13 protein-coding genes are annotated in these 17,557 nt (G+C 53.9%); 7 read left to right on the plus strand and 6 right to left on the minus strand.

Annotation, left to right across the window (positions count from 1 at the left end; all coding sequences use genetic code 11):
* The first annotated feature begins 18 nt into the window (after window positions 1-18).
* The 3 genes from SynMITS9220_RS02855 (at window position 19) to SynMITS9220_RS02865 (ending at window position 4,723) form a co-directional block, all read left to right on the plus strand.
* On the plus strand, window positions 19-555 hold the full coding sequence (locus SynMITS9220_RS02855; protein WP_255483195.1) for a mannose-6-phosphate: 537 nt from the start codon (window positions 19-21) through the stop codon (window positions 553-555).
* Window positions 555-2,012, plus strand: a complete 1,458-nt coding sequence (locus SynMITS9220_RS02860) for a site-specific integrase (protein ID WP_186990565.1) — start codon at window positions 555-557, stop codon at window positions 2,010-2,012. The genes SynMITS9220_RS02855 and SynMITS9220_RS02860 overlap by 1 nt, the downstream gene beginning before the upstream one ends.
* A 1,277-nt stretch (window positions 2,013-3,289) precedes the next feature.
* Window positions 3,290-4,723, plus strand: a complete 1,434-nt coding sequence (locus tag SynMITS9220_RS02865; RefSeq protein ID WP_186990567.1) for a transcriptional regulator — start codon at window positions 3,290-3,292, stop codon at window positions 4,721-4,723.
* Between the two features lie 1,183 nt (window positions 4,724-5,906).
* Here the strand turns inward: SynMITS9220_RS02865 and SynMITS9220_RS02870 are convergent.
* The gene (locus SynMITS9220_RS02870) at window positions 5,907-6,176 is read right to left on the minus strand and encodes a hypothetical protein (RefSeq protein WP_186990569.1); all 270 of its coding nucleotides are present in this window, start codon (window positions 6,174-6,176) and stop codon (window positions 5,907-5,909) included.
* Window positions 6,170-6,733 (minus strand): recombinase family protein, encoded by a 564-nt coding sequence (locus SynMITS9220_RS02875; protein ID WP_186990571.1) that lies wholly within the window; start codon window positions 6,731-6,733, stop codon window positions 6,170-6,172. Before SynMITS9220_RS02875 ends, SynMITS9220_RS02870 begins: the two co-directional genes overlap by 7 nt.
* A 1,332-nt stretch (window positions 6,734-8,065) precedes the next feature.
* On the opposite strand from SynMITS9220_RS02875, the gene SynMITS9220_RS02880 reads away from it, so the two are divergent.
* The gene (locus SynMITS9220_RS02880) at window positions 8,066-8,341 is read left to right on the plus strand and encodes a hypothetical protein (protein WP_186990573.1); all 276 of its coding nucleotides are present in this window, start codon (window positions 8,066-8,068) and stop codon (window positions 8,339-8,341) included.
* 336 nt (window positions 8,342-8,677) lie between these two features.
* Here the strand turns inward: SynMITS9220_RS02880 and SynMITS9220_RS02885 are convergent, their stop codons facing one another.
* Window positions 8,678-8,845: a hypothetical protein gene (locus SynMITS9220_RS02885; protein WP_186990576.1), complete on the minus strand. Its 168-nt coding sequence runs from the start codon at window positions 8,843-8,845 to the stop codon at window positions 8,678-8,680.
* 349 nt (window positions 8,846-9,194) lie between these two features.
* On the opposite strand from SynMITS9220_RS02885, the gene SynMITS9220_RS02890 reads away from it, so the two are divergent.
* From SynMITS9220_RS02890 to queA, 3 genes are all read left to right on the plus strand, one after another.
* The gene (locus SynMITS9220_RS02890) at window positions 9,195-10,559 is read left to right on the plus strand and encodes a dihydrolipoamide acetyltransferase family protein (RefSeq protein WP_186990578.1); all 1,365 of its coding nucleotides are present in this window, start codon (window positions 9,195-9,197) and stop codon (window positions 10,557-10,559) included.
* Between the two features lie 74 nt (window positions 10,560-10,633).
* The gene (locus tag SynMITS9220_RS02895) at window positions 10,634-12,529 is read left to right on the plus strand and encodes an APC family permease (protein WP_255483196.1); all 1,896 of its coding nucleotides are present in this window, start codon (window positions 10,634-10,636) and stop codon (window positions 12,527-12,529) included.
* 15 nt (window positions 12,530-12,544) lie between these two features.
* The gene (gene queA / locus SynMITS9220_RS02900; protein WP_186990580.1) at window positions 12,545-13,666 is read left to right on the plus strand and encodes a tRNA preQ1(34) S-adenosylmethionine ribosyltransferase-isomerase QueA; all 1,122 of its coding nucleotides are present in this window, start codon (window positions 12,545-12,547) and stop codon (window positions 13,664-13,666) included.
* Between the two features lie 60 nt (window positions 13,667-13,726).
* On the opposite strand, the gene cysK is transcribed toward queA, so the two are convergent.
* The 3 genes from cysK to SynMITS9220_RS02915 form a co-directional block, all read right to left on the minus strand.
* Complete coding sequence (gene cysK / locus SynMITS9220_RS02905) at window positions 13,727-14,713, minus strand: cysteine synthase A (RefSeq protein WP_186990582.1); 987 nt, start codon at window positions 14,711-14,713, stop codon at window positions 13,727-13,729.
* 135 nt (window positions 14,714-14,848) lie between these two features.
* Window positions 14,849-16,336 carry a PLP-dependent transferase gene (locus SynMITS9220_RS02910; RefSeq protein WP_186990584.1) on the minus strand — a complete coding sequence of 496 codons (1,488 nt, stop codon included), beginning with the start codon at window positions 16,334-16,336 and terminating at the stop codon, window positions 14,849-14,851.
* Window positions 16,333-17,490 (minus strand): PLP-dependent aspartate aminotransferase family protein, encoded by a 1,158-nt coding sequence (locus SynMITS9220_RS02915; RefSeq protein ID WP_186990586.1) that lies wholly within the window; start codon window positions 17,488-17,490, stop codon window positions 16,333-16,335. The genes SynMITS9220_RS02910 and SynMITS9220_RS02915 overlap by 4 nt, the downstream gene beginning before the upstream one ends.
* Window positions 17,491-17,557 lie beyond the last annotated feature (67 nt).

A 17,557-nucleotide genomic window follows, 5' to 3' on the forward strand; every position in this document is an offset into this window, starting at 1 on the left:
CATCAGTGCTGACGGTGCTTGTCTTCACGTGGTTGGACAGGAGGTTGGACACTTCGCAGCGATCTGGAGATGTTGAGTTCTCTGGTGCTGCTGGTCCTTAGTGCCGCCACCCCTTCCTCAGTGCCGCAGGAGCACGTTCTTCCGGTCTTTGGGTGTGGAACTGGTTGCAGGGTCAAGACAGAGCAGTTGTCGCGTCCTCAGCGGATGTCTGACGGGTGGTGGAGGGTCAAAGTCAGACAGCGGCGCTGGGTTCAGAACTGCGACTGGAAATCCACTCCAGTGACATGTGTTGATGAACCGGCATCGGGCAGAGCAGGTCCGCCGGTGCAGGACCTTTGGTTGTTTGCTGATTGCAGGGGAGAACGATTCGCCACCAGCAAGAACCCTGATCGGAGTGGTGCCTGGGAGCAGGACGTCTTCTATCGGGATGGAGCGTCGGCAGGAGAACCCAAGTTCCAAACAGTTGTAGGTAATCCGTTTATGAGGTGGGCAAAGTTGTGCCCTGCTGAGGCGGAAGAGGGAAACCAAAAAATCCGTGAGGGATTTCAACGCTGATGCCGAAAATCCAGTTCAAGGAAGAAACCCTGAATGGACGGGCATTCATCATCGGGTATGCAGACCGTGAATATTTGACGCTTCGTATTCCAAGAGGCGATAAAAAGTATTCCAATATCTCTCTTGGGACGACCGACATCCAGATTGCTCACGATAAGGCGCTTGATATATATGCCTCAACTATTAATCAACCTCTGAGGTCAAGGAATAAAAAGTTTCTATTTGCCACTGCTTGTAAGGAGTTTTTGGAATGGAAGGAAGAGCAAGCGCAGATCGGAGAAATCAAAGAGAGTGCTGTTAAGACATATGCCCAGCGAATTCACCAACGCATTATCCCTTATGCAAAGTTGACTGGTGTTAACAGTATTGGAGATATTTGTAAGGAGAGTTTTGGGAATTATGGTGTTCACTACCGGAAGGTAGAGACAAAGGGTAAGTGGAAGACTGTGACTTCTGGTCTTTCGGTTGCGACAATCAATTCTGATTTGACAACACTCAATGAACTGATGGGTTGGATGGTTGAGAGGAATGTCTTGGATGCAACCTCTTTCCCTAAAGTTAAAAAACTTAGAGATAGAAAAGAGTATAAGGAAGATGCTAATCCGGCATTTATGCCAGATGAATGGGATGCAGTGAAGTCCCAACTTATGGAATGGGTGCAGAAGAGGGACGATGACGATGAACTGACCTTATGGCGAAGGAGATGGATGTTTAATTGGATATTTTTTATGTACCACTTTGGAGGAAGATATCACGAAGCAATGCTTTTGCGGGTCGGAGATGTCAGTACAAAGAGAATGCCGGATGGAAGACTAAAAGGCATTATTGAGGTCAGTTCAGCAACGAAAACGGGACGCCGAATCGCAGTAATGAATGGTCATTGGGTCAATTCCGTTAAATCTCATCTGAATAAGGGTGTGATATTGCGTAACCAAATAATCGAAGAGCACAATGAATTAGTTGAAAGTGGTGAGATAAAGAAATACCGTTGGAGGTTTCAGGGGAGAATCCCTTTATTGTCTAAACCAGAAAAAGATACCTTGCTTTTTTTGAATCCTATTTTTCATACGATTAATAAAGAAGATAAGAGGAATATGAGGAGGTTTGAGGCGGAACAGAAATTGGATGAGGTCCGTTGGAAGACGTCTCCGTATTCGTCAGAACAAATACGTAAGAAGTATCAATCGTTGGTTGAGGCAGCAATGGTCTTTAAATTTCCCCGTGATGGCAGAACGCCAACTGACTTCAGGAAATTCACGTTGCACTCCTTGCGATCAACTCACATAACTCATCAACTCTTGAATGGAGTTCGTATACGGTTGATTGCTGACAACGTTGGAAACTCTGAGGCAGAAATTGAAAGGACTTACTACAGGTTGAATAACTTGCTCAATATTGAGGAACTTGGCATGCATCGAAAAGTAGTCAAACCTGAAGATGAATTGAATATCGTTTGAGAGTTTAACGCCTTGTCTTACTTTTGTAGTTTTCTTCTATAAGTTCTGCGATCAGATCTTCTGTTTTCATTCTCCATCGTTTGCCAAGTGCCACAAGCATTTCATATTGGACTGAACTGATTTTGACTTGTCTCATGTGATCTCCAAGTGTGCCTGCTTTCTTTGCCTGTAAAGGTTCTTAAGTGCAATCTTGTATGTATCACTCCTGGTGGGAATATCTAAATCATCCATCAGGAACTCTTCCATCGGCATGTAGACGGGAACCTCTTTTGTCTTAAAGGAAAGTTGGAACCTGTTTTGTTTCTTCTTTGGGAACATCGTTTTGACTGGCGTATTTACTGGGTAGGGACTCTTCTTGGGGTTTCTAGAGGCACGTCTGGAGTCTTCTTGACTAGTAGTCTTAGGTCGCTAGGGATACAAAAAGCACCTTTATTTATTTGATGCTTCTTTAATGGTTTCACCCCACTTCGTGTGGTGAAAATGCCTTCGGCATCTACTCTTGTGTTTGGTCTTTAATTATTTAGATGTAGAATTTCTGAAAGACTCTATGTATTATATAGGCAACTTAGAAGTTCTAAGTACACAGCATTTGCTGAACAACTCTATGCATTCATTCTATTGGATAATTGTTATTCTGTCATGTGTTATTGATCGATATAAGTATTGACTAAATAGAATAAATTGTGTATAATGTGCATGTGCCAATGAGGGCAATTATATTTCGCTTTAAACTAATGACTATTACGGAAAAGTATATCCAGATGATGCAATTATCTTTGCTTCACTGCCAAAAGAAACAGTTCAGGGATGGAATGGGTTGGACACTTGCTTGCCCCTTCTGTAGGGACGCACAGAAGCGTGAGAGCAAGATCAACGAGAAGTGTGCCTCTCTCTATCCAGTAGAGGGTACCTTCACCTATTTCTTCTCCTGCAATAGAGGACTGAATGGCGGTGTACAGGGAGTTCATTCCTGTAATCACACAATGAGGTTCTCCACCTTCCTCAAGAGGTGGAATCCACCACAATACAGGAATTATGCAAGGGAGAAGGAGTTGGCAAAGAAGAACTACCAACCCAGTTTTCCTGATTAGGGATAGAAGAGTTGTAGTCAGTTCCCTTGCTTTTCGTGCTCATTCTATTGAAGAGAGTTTCTTCGGGAATATTGCTTTGGCAATGTATGTAAGTATCACTATTTACTGTTAAATGATCAATATTCTCTCTATGGGACTGGGATCCTCTTGATGAGGGTCTAAGGTTCTGGTCGCTTCTCATTTGCAATGAATCTGGGGACTGCTGCTCGAAATGTCCTCAAAAAGGTGTTTGGTGAATCCTTCTACAGACAGTTGAGGGATGTCTATCGGAGTAGTCGGTACGCCAATAAGGGCAGGCGTGAAGGACGGTTCACAGGGGACCTGACGTATGAGGCGCCTGAACCTCAATGGAAGGAGGTTGGTGCCTCGACGTACAAGTGGGTACCACCTGAAAAGGTGCAGGAGGCATTGCCAGAAGTGGTACTGCAACCACGGGTTGCCCCTAAGGATCCTGAGACCGACTTCAATGAAGAGCAAAAGCGCCCACTGCTTTGCGAGAAATTCTTAGTCCAGGACCGTCTCCTGATCGACTACGTCGATAAGTCAGGCATAACGACAAGGCGAGAGGTCCGTATCGAGGAGGTCTATGCATATGACGACGGGGTTTACGTCTTACGCGCTTGGTGTTTGCTCAGGAAGGGGTACAGGACTTTTGTCAGTACCCGTATTAAGGGGTGCCGTGACACTTTCTCTAATGAGACGGTCTTTGACTTGCTCTCCCGTCTGAAGAAAAGGTCACAGTCGGACCCAGGCAACGTTGCCCAGGAAATCCTAGATTATATGAATAATGAGATTGTTATTTCCATCTATTCATTGACGAACTACTCAACGGGTAAGGGTTATGAGAAGCGGTTCGTCAGTGGAAAGAAGAAAAATTTCTTGATCGATTGGGTGTTGGAGCAGTCCAATGTGCAATCAATGTTGGGTTCGCTGGATACCGAAAAGCACAGTGAAGTAGAGGACCTGGTTCGGGAGTCCATCGGAGATATCAAGGTTACCCAGAGCAGTTATGAATCCTGTGCTCGTTCAATGAAAAGAACGCGATATGTTTTTTCTAATGACGATGCTCTAGAAGTCAAGAGGCAGCAACTCATTTTATTCGTAAAAGAGGCACTTGAGGGTGAAGCAGCAAGAGAAACTGCCGTCACCCGCCTTAAGGAGGACCTTTTGGATCCCTCCTTCCGTCTCGGAAAGGAGGTTGACTCTGACCTTTTCGGAAAGGAGTTCGGCAAAGTCAAGAAGGATTCCAAAAAAGCAGAGAAGAAATACAGGTGCAAGAGGAAACCAGAGGTCGTTTCTAAGCAGTACCGACGCTATGAGCGTGGTGAACCTGTTCGCCTATTGGCGATTGAGGTGGCACAACGGAACCTTCAGCAATGTCTTGACGATGACCGTTTGCTTTTTGGCAAAGACGAATTCGAAGACTGCGTTATGAGAGAGGTGGAATTTGCGTTCACAGAAAAAGAGTTGAAGAAAGCAGGAGAAATGTTTCGTAAACGTTGTGGAGCAGGTTTGAGCACTGCTTATTGTGCTTTTGGACTACGCAAGGAGAACCGTTCTTGGTTCACTGATTCAACAGGTAAATCATGGTTGAATTTGAAGACAAGGATTGGTATTTAATGACTAGGAATATTTAAGTGGTTTAGAAGGTATTTCATGTCTATAGTTCTAATGTGAGAGGGAGATCGATCAGGTGTGGTTACCTGTATCGATGGGTGGGGTCACGCTCACTGCCTCTCTCACATCTCTTTGATTGGTTTGCCATCACCAGCGTGGGGTGTCTTGACTGCTACGGCAAGGAAATTGATTAGTGGAAGTCACAACCTCATTCCCACATACGTTTCCATTTTTCAAGAAGAACTCTGTTGAGTCGGTCATCACATCCAACAACACATTTGCGGGACTCCCTGGGAAGACATCAGACACCTGGGAAAGACAGAGGAACTCATCACCAGTTCCCCCGACCTGGAGTTTCGCAGTTGGTTGGTATTTGCCAGAAACCTTCTGCTGCTGTGATCAACCCCCTTTCGCCACGCATATCGGAGTAATAGATATCTGACCCCAGACCGACGATCAGCGCTTTCCTTGGCGCTGTTTCGCCCAAGTCCTCTCGGTTGGTACCTCTGGTCGGTTGATTGCCCTTGAAGGGCACAAGGCGACCACCTCCGATTGGTTTCCCGTCGTTGCCCTTGTGCGCCCACCACCTGGAACCGTATCCATTTGGTTGCCCCATCAATAAGGAACGAATCACCTTTCCTTTCCATACGAGTTCAGCGGACAAGATCCCTATCGGACTGACCTCTCCGATTTGGATGACCGCATCAGGGTTTGGTTCGCTGACCCATTGGCACTTTGGAGATGCAATAACGGTTGAAGGGGCAAGAAGGAAAAGGACTAGAAGGCGTTTCATGTCTATTGTTTTGATGTGAGAGGGAGATCAATCAGGCATGGTTGCCTGTTTTGATGGGTGGGTTCACGCTCACTGCCTCTTTCGCACCACTAATAAGGGTTTGAACAGCAGCACAGGCAGTTCTTCCTTGACTGCTGCACCAAGCACATTGAAGATTAGAAGTTACAACTTTATCTTCCCATGCGATTCCACTCTTTAAGGAGGACTCTGTTGAGTCGGTCATCACAACCAACTACAAGTTGCGGATAAATTGTTCCTTGCAAATAAGGTCTATACACATTTGAGCAGACCTCTCTGGTTGCTTCTATCCATTGCTTCATGGTCTCTGGGGCGAGTTTTTTCTCAAGTGCTGAATTGGATTCCTGCAAACTTTTTGAGGCGCACCATCTCATCTCAACGGTGTTTTTCCCCGGGCACTGGATGTCTGGTTGTGCTGCCTTCGCTGGGATTAGCGGAAGCAACATCAGCAGTAGAAGTACTCTCATTTTTTTCTAGGACTTGTTCAAGCACAGCATCCTGAACTCGGTCTTGAAATGCTTTGCCTTCATGCTCTGGCGCAAGAGCATCTGCAGCAGCACGCAGTGCATCAGCAGTGACCTGGCGCACACCTGGATTGGTGAAGAGCAAATACCCCAGACCAACGCCAACTAGAACTTTCAGCACAGTGCTGCCTCCTGTTCAGCAATGATCCGCCGAATCGTGGAGAGCGCCAGTCCCGTCTGCTCACGAATGGAGCGATAGGAGCATCCTTCATTCCTGAGGCGAAGCACCAAGCGTTCCTTTGCTTCGTTGGTCTTTGGGCGACCGCCCAGGTTCCCTCCTGTTGATCTGCGGTGCTGGATGCTCTCCAGTGTTCGCTCCTGGATCAGTGATCGTTCAACTTCTGCCAAACCAGAGAGCAGACCAATAAGGACAGGAGCGAACTTGCCCAGTCCTTTTGTGTTGACCAGTCCATCCAGCGTTCGGACATGGATCCCTTTCTCCTGCAGTTGATGCAGGCGAGAAACCACTTCCACTTGCGTTCTGCCGAGACGATCCAATTTCGCCACAACCAGTTCATCACCTTCCACGACGGCATTCAGTGCCGCCTGAAGTTCAGGTCGGTCTTTCTCTTTGACCCTGGTCCTGATGGTCTCCTCAAAGTCGACCGCACAACATTCTTCCTTCAACGTCGCAATCTGAGCGTCTGTTTTTTGGGGATGCCGTGAAACAGCGGGCATATCCAACGCTTCAAGCAGTCATCGTTTCAAAAAGGGCGTTAGTGAAACCATGGCAACCGAACACCCTTATTGGAACCGTAAGGACTCAGTGTTGGCACTTGCGTGTGATGTTCTCGTTTCCGTTTGGTTGTTGGAACACCTGCTTCGTTTCCCTTCCTTGGCGCCTGTACGTGGTCCGGAGGATTCATAGTTTTAAGGAAAGATCTGTATTGCACGACACATTGATAAACTTGAATAAATGAGTAGATTTAATTTTATTGTCTGCTTAGCGTGTGGCGACTTACGAGTGGGTAGCGAGTATAGAAAGTTCTGATATGCGCTCTGCGCTATCAAATCGTTTGGCAAGTATCGGTTTTCAAATTGATAATGATTGGACCACTGATAAACAGTTATTCGCGGTATGCACCCCTGATGCTGAACTGGGATATAAGTCGTGTATAAAATTGATTACAAGTTGGACAAATGAACAAAAATGTCTTTTAAAGATTGAGGTTAGGAGTGATGAACCTGCACTAAGATCTGGAACCCGTTGCGAGCACAAGGCAAAGATGCTGATGAATTATTTACCCCCGCAACCCCTCTAGTTGATTGAAAAAATGGCGAAGCATCTTGTTCGGAACCATGGTCACTCGGATTTATTTGCATTCGCTATGTTGATCAAATTGTTGGTGGTCATCCAGGGTGATGTGGGAAGTTTCTTTGTTGGAAGTAGTATTGAAATTTTGTGAGGTCTTTTGACTCATATTCATCTTGCTGTTGCTTTCGTTCTTGCGGGTGCGATCTCGGCGATAGGAATGCCTGCTTCTGCTAACCAGATGTTTCGTGCTGGAGGCAGTAGTGGGACTGCTTGTCCGTCTGGGTCGCAATACAAGGGTGGTGGGTTTTGTAAGGCGAATAATCCTGGTGATCAGTTCTTTCCTGCGGGTGGAAGCGGCAGGACCTCATGTCCTAGTGGATCCCAGTACAGGGGAAGTGGGTTTTGCTTGGCGAGGTGACTGCCTTAGGTCAGTCGATATGCACCGCCGGTTGGTTCGCGCCGCGTCCCATGCATGCTCTTGATCACTTCAGGAATCAGGTTTCGTATTCGCATCCTTGCTTTCCTTTCTATTGCTCAGATGATTTGCCTTGGTTGGGTCTGCTTAGAAATCAGGAAGACCCGAGGAACACCTGCCCTTTGGAGGGCACAGAGTTCTCATGGGTAGGAGGGGACAGAAATGCCCCTTTTTTTATGGGATCTGACGCCTAGTAGTTGCTGGCAACAGCACCCGCCGCCGGGGTTTTCGACTTCTCGTCATCAGTCAACAGCAGCAAAACAAATGACCCACTGCCGATATGACCAAACCATTCAGCACCAACCCAAAACTGGCGGACTGGGTTCCGTCTCCTCAGCAGATCAAGACCATCGAGGAAGCACGTCTTCTCCTTGATCTCGTCCCAGAAGAAGAGGGTGACGCCACCAATCGATTGAGGATCAATACCCTCAATGTCTATGCCTGCCTCCATCCAGAAGTGACTGACCCTCAGCAGTTGGTTGACGACGCTTGTGAGTTCATGGCGCAGCAAGTCATTCGCCGCCGTCTCTCTAAAGGTCAGGAGAAAGGTGAATGAGTCGCGTAATGCAAGAAATAGCGGGAACTCATAGGAGTGAGAACCTCGCTGCTCTGTCTTCGCTGGGTGAACAGGTGGTGCTCGAGGTGGGTCGGCAACCCGTAAGTACAAATGCTTAGCAGATGCTGCTAGACCAGTTTCATCGCATGAGAACCAAGTCCCGGGAGGTCAAACACTCCTGGGTCTTTTTTTGAGAAACCCTCACTGCGCCCACGGCATCTCGTTCCCATGCGTAAGGGTGTGATTCGCTTGGCGTCATTGCCTTAAGCGACATTTTCAATTCATCAGGAGGGGCGATAGGGATACCGACCCTCCTTTTTTGTGCCTGTTGCAGGGTTAGTTGGTTTCGGTGACTGCTGCTGGAGCGGCGCCTTTGCCTGACATCTCCTTGAGCGAATCAGCGGCACAGATTGTGGATGCCGCGATGGCGACAAACGCGACTGTGTTGATGACCTTGAGGACAACAGGAAGATGGGTGTTGACCATCTCGCGGACTTTTTCCATCAGAAAAGTTTGTGGTGAACAGTTGCATGGTGCTCCTGCTGTCAAGGCGTTTGAGGGGGTCTTGTGCCTTGCGGAACCTTTTTCTAGAAATGTGCCTTCAACGACGTTGTGTATCAAGTTGATACACAAAACTGAAATCGCTCAGATGAAGGGGGTGCTGACGGAAACGCGAACACGCCAATAGAGGGGCGGGATGGTCCGGGAAACCATCCCGTTTTTTTGTGCTTCGGGACACCGACAATCAGGGGTGGAAATGCTGTCGGGTGCTGATTTACGTTGAAAGAGCAGTTGGACAACCGTTGGATAAATGGTTGGACAGCATCCTCAAAACCGTTGCAATTAGGACTAGATGGCGACCTACGACATCTTCATGCCTGCCCTCAGCTCCACGATGACGGAGGGGAAGATCGTTGAGTGGCTCAAGAATCCTGGCGACAAGGTGGGCCGCGGCGAGTCTGTGCTCGTGGTCGAGTCCGACAAGGCCGACATGGATGTTGAGTCCTTCAATGAGGGCTACCTCGCAGCTGTGCTGATGCCCGCGGGCAGCACGGCTCCTGTGGGCGAGACCATTGGTTTGATCGTGGAGACCGAGGCTGAGATTGCCGAAGCTCAGGCCAAGGCACCGTCGGGTGGTGGATCGGCTCCTGCAGCTACAGCACCAGCGCCAACATCGGCTGCTCCAACGGCACCTGCTCCAACGGCACCTGCTCCAACGGCACCTGCTCCAACAGCACCAGCCCCAGCTGCGGCTCAACCCGCACCAGTTGCGCCTCCTGCTCCGGTGGCTGCGCCAGCGAGCAACGGTCGACTGATTGCCAGTCCTAGGGCTAAGAAGCTGGCTTCTCAGATGGGCGTCGACCTCGCCGGGATCCGCGGCAGTGGTCCTAACGGTCGAATTCAGGCTGAAGACGTGGAGCGCGCCGCAGGGCGTCCCATCAGTGTGCCCCTGGTCGGGGAGGGTACTGCTGCTGCCGTCAGTGCCGGAGCTGCGAGCACCGCCAAGCCTCCGAGCTCACCGGCCGGCAATAGCTTTGGCCGCCCTGGCGACACCGTGGCGTTCAACACGCTCCAGGGCGCGGTCAACCGCAATATGGAAGCCAGCCTCGCGGTCCCCTGCTTCCGGGTGGGCTACACGATCACCACCGATCAACTGGATGCCTTTTACAAACAGGTGAAGCCCAAGGGCGTCACGATGACGGCCCTGCTGGCGAAGGCCGTGGCCGTCACTCTGGCCCGGCATCCGCAGGTGAATGCTGCAACGACTGCTGCGGGAATGACCTATCCCGCTGATGTGAATGTCGCCGTTGCCGTGGCAATGGAAGACGGTGGTTTGATCACCCCTGTGCTGCGTCAGGCCGATCGAACCGATCTGTATGAGCTCTCGCGTCAGTGGGGGGATCTGGTGAAGCGCTCGCGCAGCAAACAGTTGCAGCCTGAGGAATACAGCACCGGAACCTTCACCCTCTCCAATCTCGGCATGTTCGGGGTGGATCGTTTCGATGCCATCCTTCCTCCCGGCACCGGTGCCATCCTCGCAGTGGCGGCTTCAAGACCTGCCGTTGTGGCTGGAAAAGATGGGTCCATCGCTGTCAAGCGGCAGATGCAGGTGAATCTCACGGCGGACCACCGTGTGATCTATGGCGCCGATGGCGCCGCCTTCCTCAAGGATCTGGCGGAATTGATTGAAACCCGTCCCGAAAGTTTGGCGATTTGAATCAGGCCAGGGGATGGTGCGTAGCTGCGGAGCTCAGGGAGCCTTGCCACTCTTGATGTGGTGATGGTCGCTCTGTGTCAGTTCCGTCCTTTTCACGTCTGCTGGGCCGTCCCCTGCCGCGTTCCAGTGCCAAGGATGAGCGACTTCCCAATCTTCAGGCGCTGCCCATCCTCTCCTCGGATGCTTTGTCATCCGTGGCCTATGCCACGGAAGCGGCGCTTGGAATTCTGATCCTGGGAGGCAGTGCCGCTTTGCGGCTGTCGCTGCCAATCACCGTGGCGATCATCGCCTTGATCACGATCGTGGTGCTGTCGTACCGGCAGGCGATCTCTGCCTATCCCAACGGTGGCGGTTCCTACGTGGTGGCTCGCGACAATCTCGGACGCAACGTGGGATTGGTAGCAGCCGCTGCGTTGCTGATCGACTACACCCTCACTGCAGCGGTCAGCTTGATGGCGGGCACCCAGGCGCTGTCGTCACTGGATCCAGCGTTGTTGGCCTATGAGGTCCCGATCGCTCTGTTCATGCTCCTGCTCGTGGGCTGGGCCAACCTGCGCGGGGTGAAGGAAGCGGGACGCGTGTTCTCGGTGCCCACCTATGCCTTCGTGGTGATGATTGTTCTGCTCACGGTGGCTGGGCTCAAGGACCTCACCTTCCATCATGGCTGGACTCCCGATGCTCCCCCGCTCACGGCTGCGCTGCAGCCAATCGGCTTATTTCTGGTGCTCCGGGCCTTCAGTTCCGGCTGTTCAGCGATGACCGGGATCGAAGCCATCGCTAATGGTGTGCAGGTTTTTAAGGAGCCTGCTCCCGTTAATGCCCGCAAAACCCTGCTGGTGATGAGTGTGTTGCTGTCGGTGATGTTCCTTGCGGTCAGCACCATGGGCTTCATGTATGGAGTCGCACCCAATCCCGACATCACCGTGTTGGCTCAGATCGGTCAGCGTGTGTTCGGCGACGGCAGCGTTCTGTACTGGACCCTGCAGATCTCAACACTGCTGATTCTGGTGCTGGCAGCGAATACGGCCTTCTCCGGCTTTCCACGTCTGGCGGCAATGCTGGCGGAAGACCACTGCTTGCCCATGCAGATGAAGCTGCTGGGTGATCGGCTCGTCTACCAGAACGGGATCAGTGCGCTGGTCGTGATTACGGCGCTGATCATCGTGATTTGCCGAGGTGACACCACCGTGGCGGTCAATCTGTATGCCCTTGGAGTGTTCACGGCCTTCACGTTGTCGCAGCTGGGCCTGGTCTGTCGCTGGTGGAAGCGGCGTGGAGAGGGCTGGCGCGGGCGAATGGCCATGAATGCGCTCGGATCGCTCACCACCTTTGTGGTCCTGCTGGTGATTGTGGTGAGCAAATTTGATGAGGGGGCCTGGACTGTGGTCATCGCCATTCCTCTGCTGGTCTGGGGACTGGCCTTGATCCGTCGCCGCTACCGGGAGATCTTCGCTGCCCTCGCTCTGGACCCTGATGGGTCGTCACTGAAGCTGATTCCCCGTGATCCACCCACCGGACACCACGCGATTGTCTGGGTCGCAAGCATGATGCAACCGTCGTTTGAGGCGCTGCGCTACGCCTGTTCATTCGCCGATTCGGTCACGGCGGTGATGGTGGTGCAGAAGGAAGAAGACGCCGGCCAGCTCAGCCAACTGTGGGATCGCTACGCCGGCACCGACACCGGTGCTCTTGAGCTGGTGCTGCTCGACAGCCCATACAGTTCGCTGTTGGATCCCTTCTGTGACTTCGTGATGGAGCAGGAGCAACGGCATCCCGAGCGCACCACCACGGTGGTGATGCCGGTGGCCATTCCCAGGGATCGACTGGATGTGGCTTTACTCAACCAAAGGGCTCGCAGCCTGTTCGAGGCACTCTCCACCGATCAGAGCCGCGTGTTCTCGATTGTGCGCTATTTCGTTCCCCGCTTGGCAAGCAAAGCAGGGACGTTGCCCTCAGGCAGCATGGATTAATCACGTTCAAGCGTTGTGGTGGATCCAAGGGATCTTCAGCTCAGCTCCTACGACTACCGCCTGCCTGAAGAGCGCATCGCGCAGGCACCCGTGGAGCCTCGCCATGCAGCACGACTGCTGATGGCTCCCCCCATGAACCGACCCGTGACGGAGCTGATGCATCGTCAGGTGTGGGATTGGCAGGATGAGCTCCGTTCTGGCGACCTGCTGGTGGTCAACGACACCCGGGTTCTGCGGGCGCGCCTGAGGGTGCGGCGTTCCGGTGGTGGCCTGGCGGAGCTGCTGGTGCTCGAGCCCCGCGGCGAAGGCCGCTGGCTCTGTCTGGCCAGACCCGGCAAGAAATTGAAGCCTGGCGATCAGGTTTGGCTTGAAGCCCTTGAGCAGGAGCCCATCCCTCTGCAGGTGTTGACCGCAGATGGCGCCAGTGGCGGTCGCATCATTCAATTCCCAGCTGCTTTCGTCGATGCTGCAGCGATCGAAACCCTGCTGGAGCGTTATGGCGAAGTGCCGTTACCGCCTTACATCACGCGTCACGATGAGTCGGATCAGGAGCGTTATCAAACTCGCTACGCCTCCAGGCCAGGAGCGGTTGCTGCACCAACCGCGGGCTTGCACCTCAGTGATGAGCTTCTCAAGGCGATCCGCGGCCGCGGCGTTCAACTGGCCACGGTGACGTTGCACGTTGGGTTAGGCACATTCCGACCTGTGGAGACTGAAGATCTCACGGATCTGAGTTTGCACAGCGAATGGGTGGAGGTCACTCCTGAGCTGGTGGCTGCTGTCGTCGCTTGCCGGCAGCGTGGAGGCCGTGTGATTGCTGTGGGCACCACCAGTGTGCGGGCTCTGGAGGGAGCTGCTGCGGCAGGGGGCGGCAGCCTGCAACCTCTGCGGGGACCTGTTGATTTGGTGATCCAGCCCGGCTTTCGTTTCCAAGTGGTGCAGGGTCTGCTGACCAACTTTCATTTGCCCAAGAGCTCGCTACTGCTTCTGGTCAGCGCTCTGATCGGACGCAGCAGGTTGCTTGAGCTGTATGGGATCGCCATTCAGGAGGCCTATCGCTTCTATTCCTTCGGTGATGCGATGTGGATCGCTCCGGATGCCGTGCTTCCGGGCGTGACGCTGCCAGTGGATGGCTGAGCAGTCGGCATGAAAAAAGCCCCGGTGTTCCGGGGCTGCACGCTGTGTCAACGCTGTTGTTCAGGCTGTCACGGGTTGCTCGATGATCCCTGTGGGAACGTCGGCGAACATTACTGAAGAGAGGTAGCGCTCAGCCAGATCGGGGAGAACAACCACGATGGTCTTGCCGGCGTAAGCATCTTGTTTGGCCAGACGAATGGCAGCGGCAGCTGCGGCTCCGCAGGAGATGCCCACCAGCAGGCCCTCTTCCTTGGCCAGACGAAGAGCCATCTCAACGGACTCGTCGTTGGTGACCTGTTCCACCTTGTCGACGATGGAGAGGTCGAGGTTCTTCGGAATGAAGCCAGCGCCGATCCCTTGGATCTTGTGGGGACCTGGCTTCACTTCCTCGCCGTTCATGGTCTGGGTGATCACCGGGCTGTGGCTGGGCTCCACGGCAACCGATTCAATCGCCTTGCCTTTGGCGTTCTTGATGTAACGGGACACGCCAGTGATGGTGCCGCCGGTGCCTACGCCGGCCACCAGAACGTCGATGGCGCCTTCGCAGTCGTTCCAGATCTCAGGGCCAGTGGTCTTTTCGTGAATCTCCGGGTTGGCGGGATTCTCAAACTGCCCGGGCATGAAGTACTTGCCAGGGTCGCTGGCAGCGATCTCCTTGGCTTTGGCGATGGCGCCAGGCATGCCTTTGGCGGCTTCGGTGAGCACGATTTCAGCGCCGAGAACGGCCATCACGCGGCGACGTTCGATCGACATCGACTCGGGCATCGTGAGCACGAGCTTGTAACCGCGAGCGGCGGCGGTGAAGGCGAGAGCAACCCCGGTATTGCCTGATGTGGGCTCAACGATCACCTTGCCTTCGGTGAGTTCACCACGCTTTTCGGCATCCCAGATCATGTTCGCGCCAATGCGGCACTTCACGCTGTAGGCGGGATTGCGGCCTTCGATCTTGGCGAGAACGGTGGCTTTGCAGTCCTTGGTGACATGGTTCAGACGCACCAGGGGGGTATTACCGATGGCCTGGCTGTTATCGGCGTAAACGCGAGACATGAGTGAGTCGAAAAAATGGCCAATTTTTGCAATTTAGGGAGACTCTCAGCCAGGTGCCTGGCTCTTAAGAGCTTGTTCAAACTCTGTCAATCCAGCAGGCAGCAACTTCGCCTTCATCACAAGCCTGTTTTCCGCTTATGCCGAGTCCAGAGCCAGCAGGAACCGCTTCCAGAGATCCGGCTGCTTCTCAAGTCCTACGGAAACGCGCAGTAGATGGGATGGCACATCGCAGCGTTTCGCCCAAACCAACTCGTCGTAGTGAGCAAGAAGCACGTAGGGGCAGACCAGGGTGAAGGCGGTGCCGAGACTTGGCCCCTTGCAGACCGTCAGTGCGTCGTAGACCTTCTGCGCGGAGGGGGTTCCTCCTTTCAGTTCAAAAGACAGCAGGCAGCCATGGCCTGCACCTGGCCGCTGCAGAGCCTTGAAGTTCTTGCATTCACCCGGATGGAACACCTTCTCCACGGCGGGGTGATCGCGCAGCTGTTCAGCCAGAAACAGCGTGTTGCGATTGAGCTGATGCACCCGTTCGACCACGTCTTCACTGCCCTGGTCGAGGGCGATGACATCCACGTCGGCAAGCTCCGCCAACGGTTGCAGGAAGCGAGCTGATGCAACGAGCTGATCTCTCCACGGGGAGTGCGGACTCAGCACCAGACTTCCGGCCAGAACATCGCCACGGCCGGCGAAGCTTTTGGTGAGCGAGCTGAAGACCAGATCGGCGTGGGGCAACCCGTCGATATTGACCCCAGATCCAATGGTGTCGTCGGCGATCACGGGGATCCCCCGCCGGTTGGCAAGCCTGGCGATCGTTGGCAGATCAATGCAGCGCAGCAGGGGATTGCTAGGCAGCTCCACCACCACTGCCGACGGCTCTAGGCGCTCGAGAGCGTCACCCACACTGTCTGCACTGTCATCCAGCAGCAGTTCGGCTCCGTTGAACACCACCTGGGGCAGCTTGAGCACATCCACATAGGGGAAACCGATCTGCAGCACGGGCCTGTTGGGCCGAATGGCCGAGATCAGTTGGAGTGCTCGGTGCAGAGCTGACATGCCTGAGGGGTGGAGGCTGATCGCATCTCCCTCGCAGCCATAGATCCGCGCCAGCCGCCCAATCACATTGAGGCGGGCGTTCTCAGCTGCGGAGCCGCTGGCGTTCTGCTCCTGACCAAGGGTGATGGCAGCCAGTCTGGAGGAGGCTCCAAGGCCAGTGTGCTGCCAGAAGGCCTTCGCGGCAGGAGTGCTGGCTGGGTCGGCAATCAGGCAGGTCAGTCCACCGATCACGCTGAGCTGTGTTTCTGTCGCAGGCCTTGTTCTGCGGCAGTGGGCGAGAGCGGCTTCTGCCGCTGCGAGGTTCGGATACGGCCAGCTGCTTGCTCCCTTGGAGGGGGCGAGGTCGGAGACCTGCAGCGAAAGCTTCGCAACCTGTGCCACCAGCGGATGCTGACCAAATCGCGGATACACCGCCCGTAACGCTCCTCGGCAAGCGGGATCGTGTTCCTCGTAGGCGATCACATCGCTCCATCGAGGCAGGGCGACCGAGACGGCATGGGTGGCATCAGGGAGGGGATGGCCGAGATCGCTGCCTTGCCAGCAGGGATCCCGCAGCAGGTCGCGCGAACTCATCGGAGCAAGCAAAGTGCCTGATCGAGATCCGCGATCAGATCCGCGGCGTCTTCACAGCCCACGGACAGACGGATCAGGTCATCGCTGATACCCAGTTTCTGTTTCACCTCCATAGACACAGAAGCGTGAGTCATTGTGGCCGGGTGGCAGATCAGGCTTTCCACGCCTCCGAGGCTTTCGGCCATGGTGAACCACTGCAGCGCCTTACACATGGCATAAGCCTGGTCGCGGCTGGCTTCGACTCCAATCGTGACGATGGCACCACCACTACTCATCTGCTGCATGGCCAGCGCGTGTTGGGGGTGATCCGGGCGATGGGGATAGCGCACCCAGTTCACAGCGTCGTGGTGAGCGAGGTGATCAGCCAAAGCGGCGGCGTTGGCCATCTGTTGTTTGAGCCGCAGAGGCAGGGTCTTGATGCCGCGGGTGATCAGCCAGCAATCGAATGGTGAAGGCTGCAGGCCCAGGGCTTTCTGGGCAAACACCATTCTTTGGTGCCAGGCCGGATCGTCGGTGCAGACTGCACCGCCAAGGGCATCGGAGTGTCCGTTGATGTATTTGGTGGTGCTGGTCAGTGAAAGGGTGGCCCCAAGCTGCAGAGGCCGCTGCACAAGGGCGGTGGCGAAGGTGTTATCCACCACCACGGGGACACCGATGGCCGCGGCTGCCGTGCAGACCTGTTTGAGGTCGATCACCTTGAGCAGCGGGTTGGTGGGACTCTCCAGCCAGACCATGGCGGGCTTTCGAGCCGCGATGCTGGAGACAGCCTCGGCTGATGTGAAATCCACCCACTCGGTGCGGACCCCGAATTTGGCGAACACCTGTTCAAACAGCCTCACCGTGCAGCCGTAAAGGTTTTCCTCGCAGAGCACAAGATCCCCTTGGCTGAGGCCTGAGGCAATCGCCGTGATCGCGCTCACTCCCGAGCCAAACACCGTGGCATGGTTGCAGTGCTCAACCGAAGCGAGCACCCCCTCAAGGATGCGGAAGTTGGGATTGCCAGAGCGTGTGTAATCGAAACCACCGGCGTTGCCATGAGCAAACGTCGATGTGGAGTAAATCGGCGGCATCACGGTGCCCGTCCCGTCCGCAAAGCTCTCCCCGTGATGAATCGCCCGGGTGGCATCGGCTGGTGTTGCTGCTGGGCGCTGCAAGTGATGGCTGCTATCAGTTCTTCAAGCTAGGAAACAGGCTGTCCTTCGCCGCTAGCGTCGAGCCGGA

It is taken from the genome of Synechococcus sp. MIT S9220, from assembly GCF_014304815.1.
Taxonomy (GTDB): Bacteria; Cyanobacteriota; Cyanobacteriia; order PCC-6307; family Cyanobiaceae; genus Synechococcus_C.

Bases quoted from the DNA above. Each gene is read 5' to 3' on its own strand.
- SynMITS9220_RS02860 (WP_186990565.1), top strand. From the start codon at position 555: ATGCCGAAAATCCAGTTCAAGGAAGAAACCCTGAATGGACGGGCATTC.
- SynMITS9220_RS02865 (WP_186990567.1), top strand. From the start codon at position 3,290: ATGAATCTGGGGACTGCTGCTCGAAATGTCCTCAAAAAGGTGTTTGGT.
- SynMITS9220_RS02875 (WP_186990571.1), bottom strand. From the start codon at position 6,733: ATGCCCGCTGTTTCACGGCATCCCCAAAAAACAGACGCTCAGATTGCG.
- SynMITS9220_RS02880 (WP_186990573.1), top strand. From the start codon at position 8,066: ATGACCAAACCATTCAGCACCAACCCAAAACTGGCGGACTGGGTTCCG.
- SynMITS9220_RS02885 (WP_186990576.1), bottom strand. From the start codon at position 8,845: ATGGAAAAAGTCCGCGAGATGGTCAACACCCATCTTCCTGTTGTCCTC.
- SynMITS9220_RS02890 (WP_186990578.1), top strand. From the start codon at position 9,195: ATGGCGACCTACGACATCTTCATGCCTGCCCTCAGCTCCACGATGACG.
- cysK (WP_186990582.1), bottom strand. From the start codon at position 14,713: ATGTCTCGCGTTTACGCCGATAACAGCCAGGCCATCGGTAATACCCCC.
- SynMITS9220_RS02910 (WP_186990584.1), bottom strand. From the start codon at position 16,336: ATGAGTTCGCGCGACCTGCTGCGGGATCCCTGCTGGCAAGGCAGCGAT.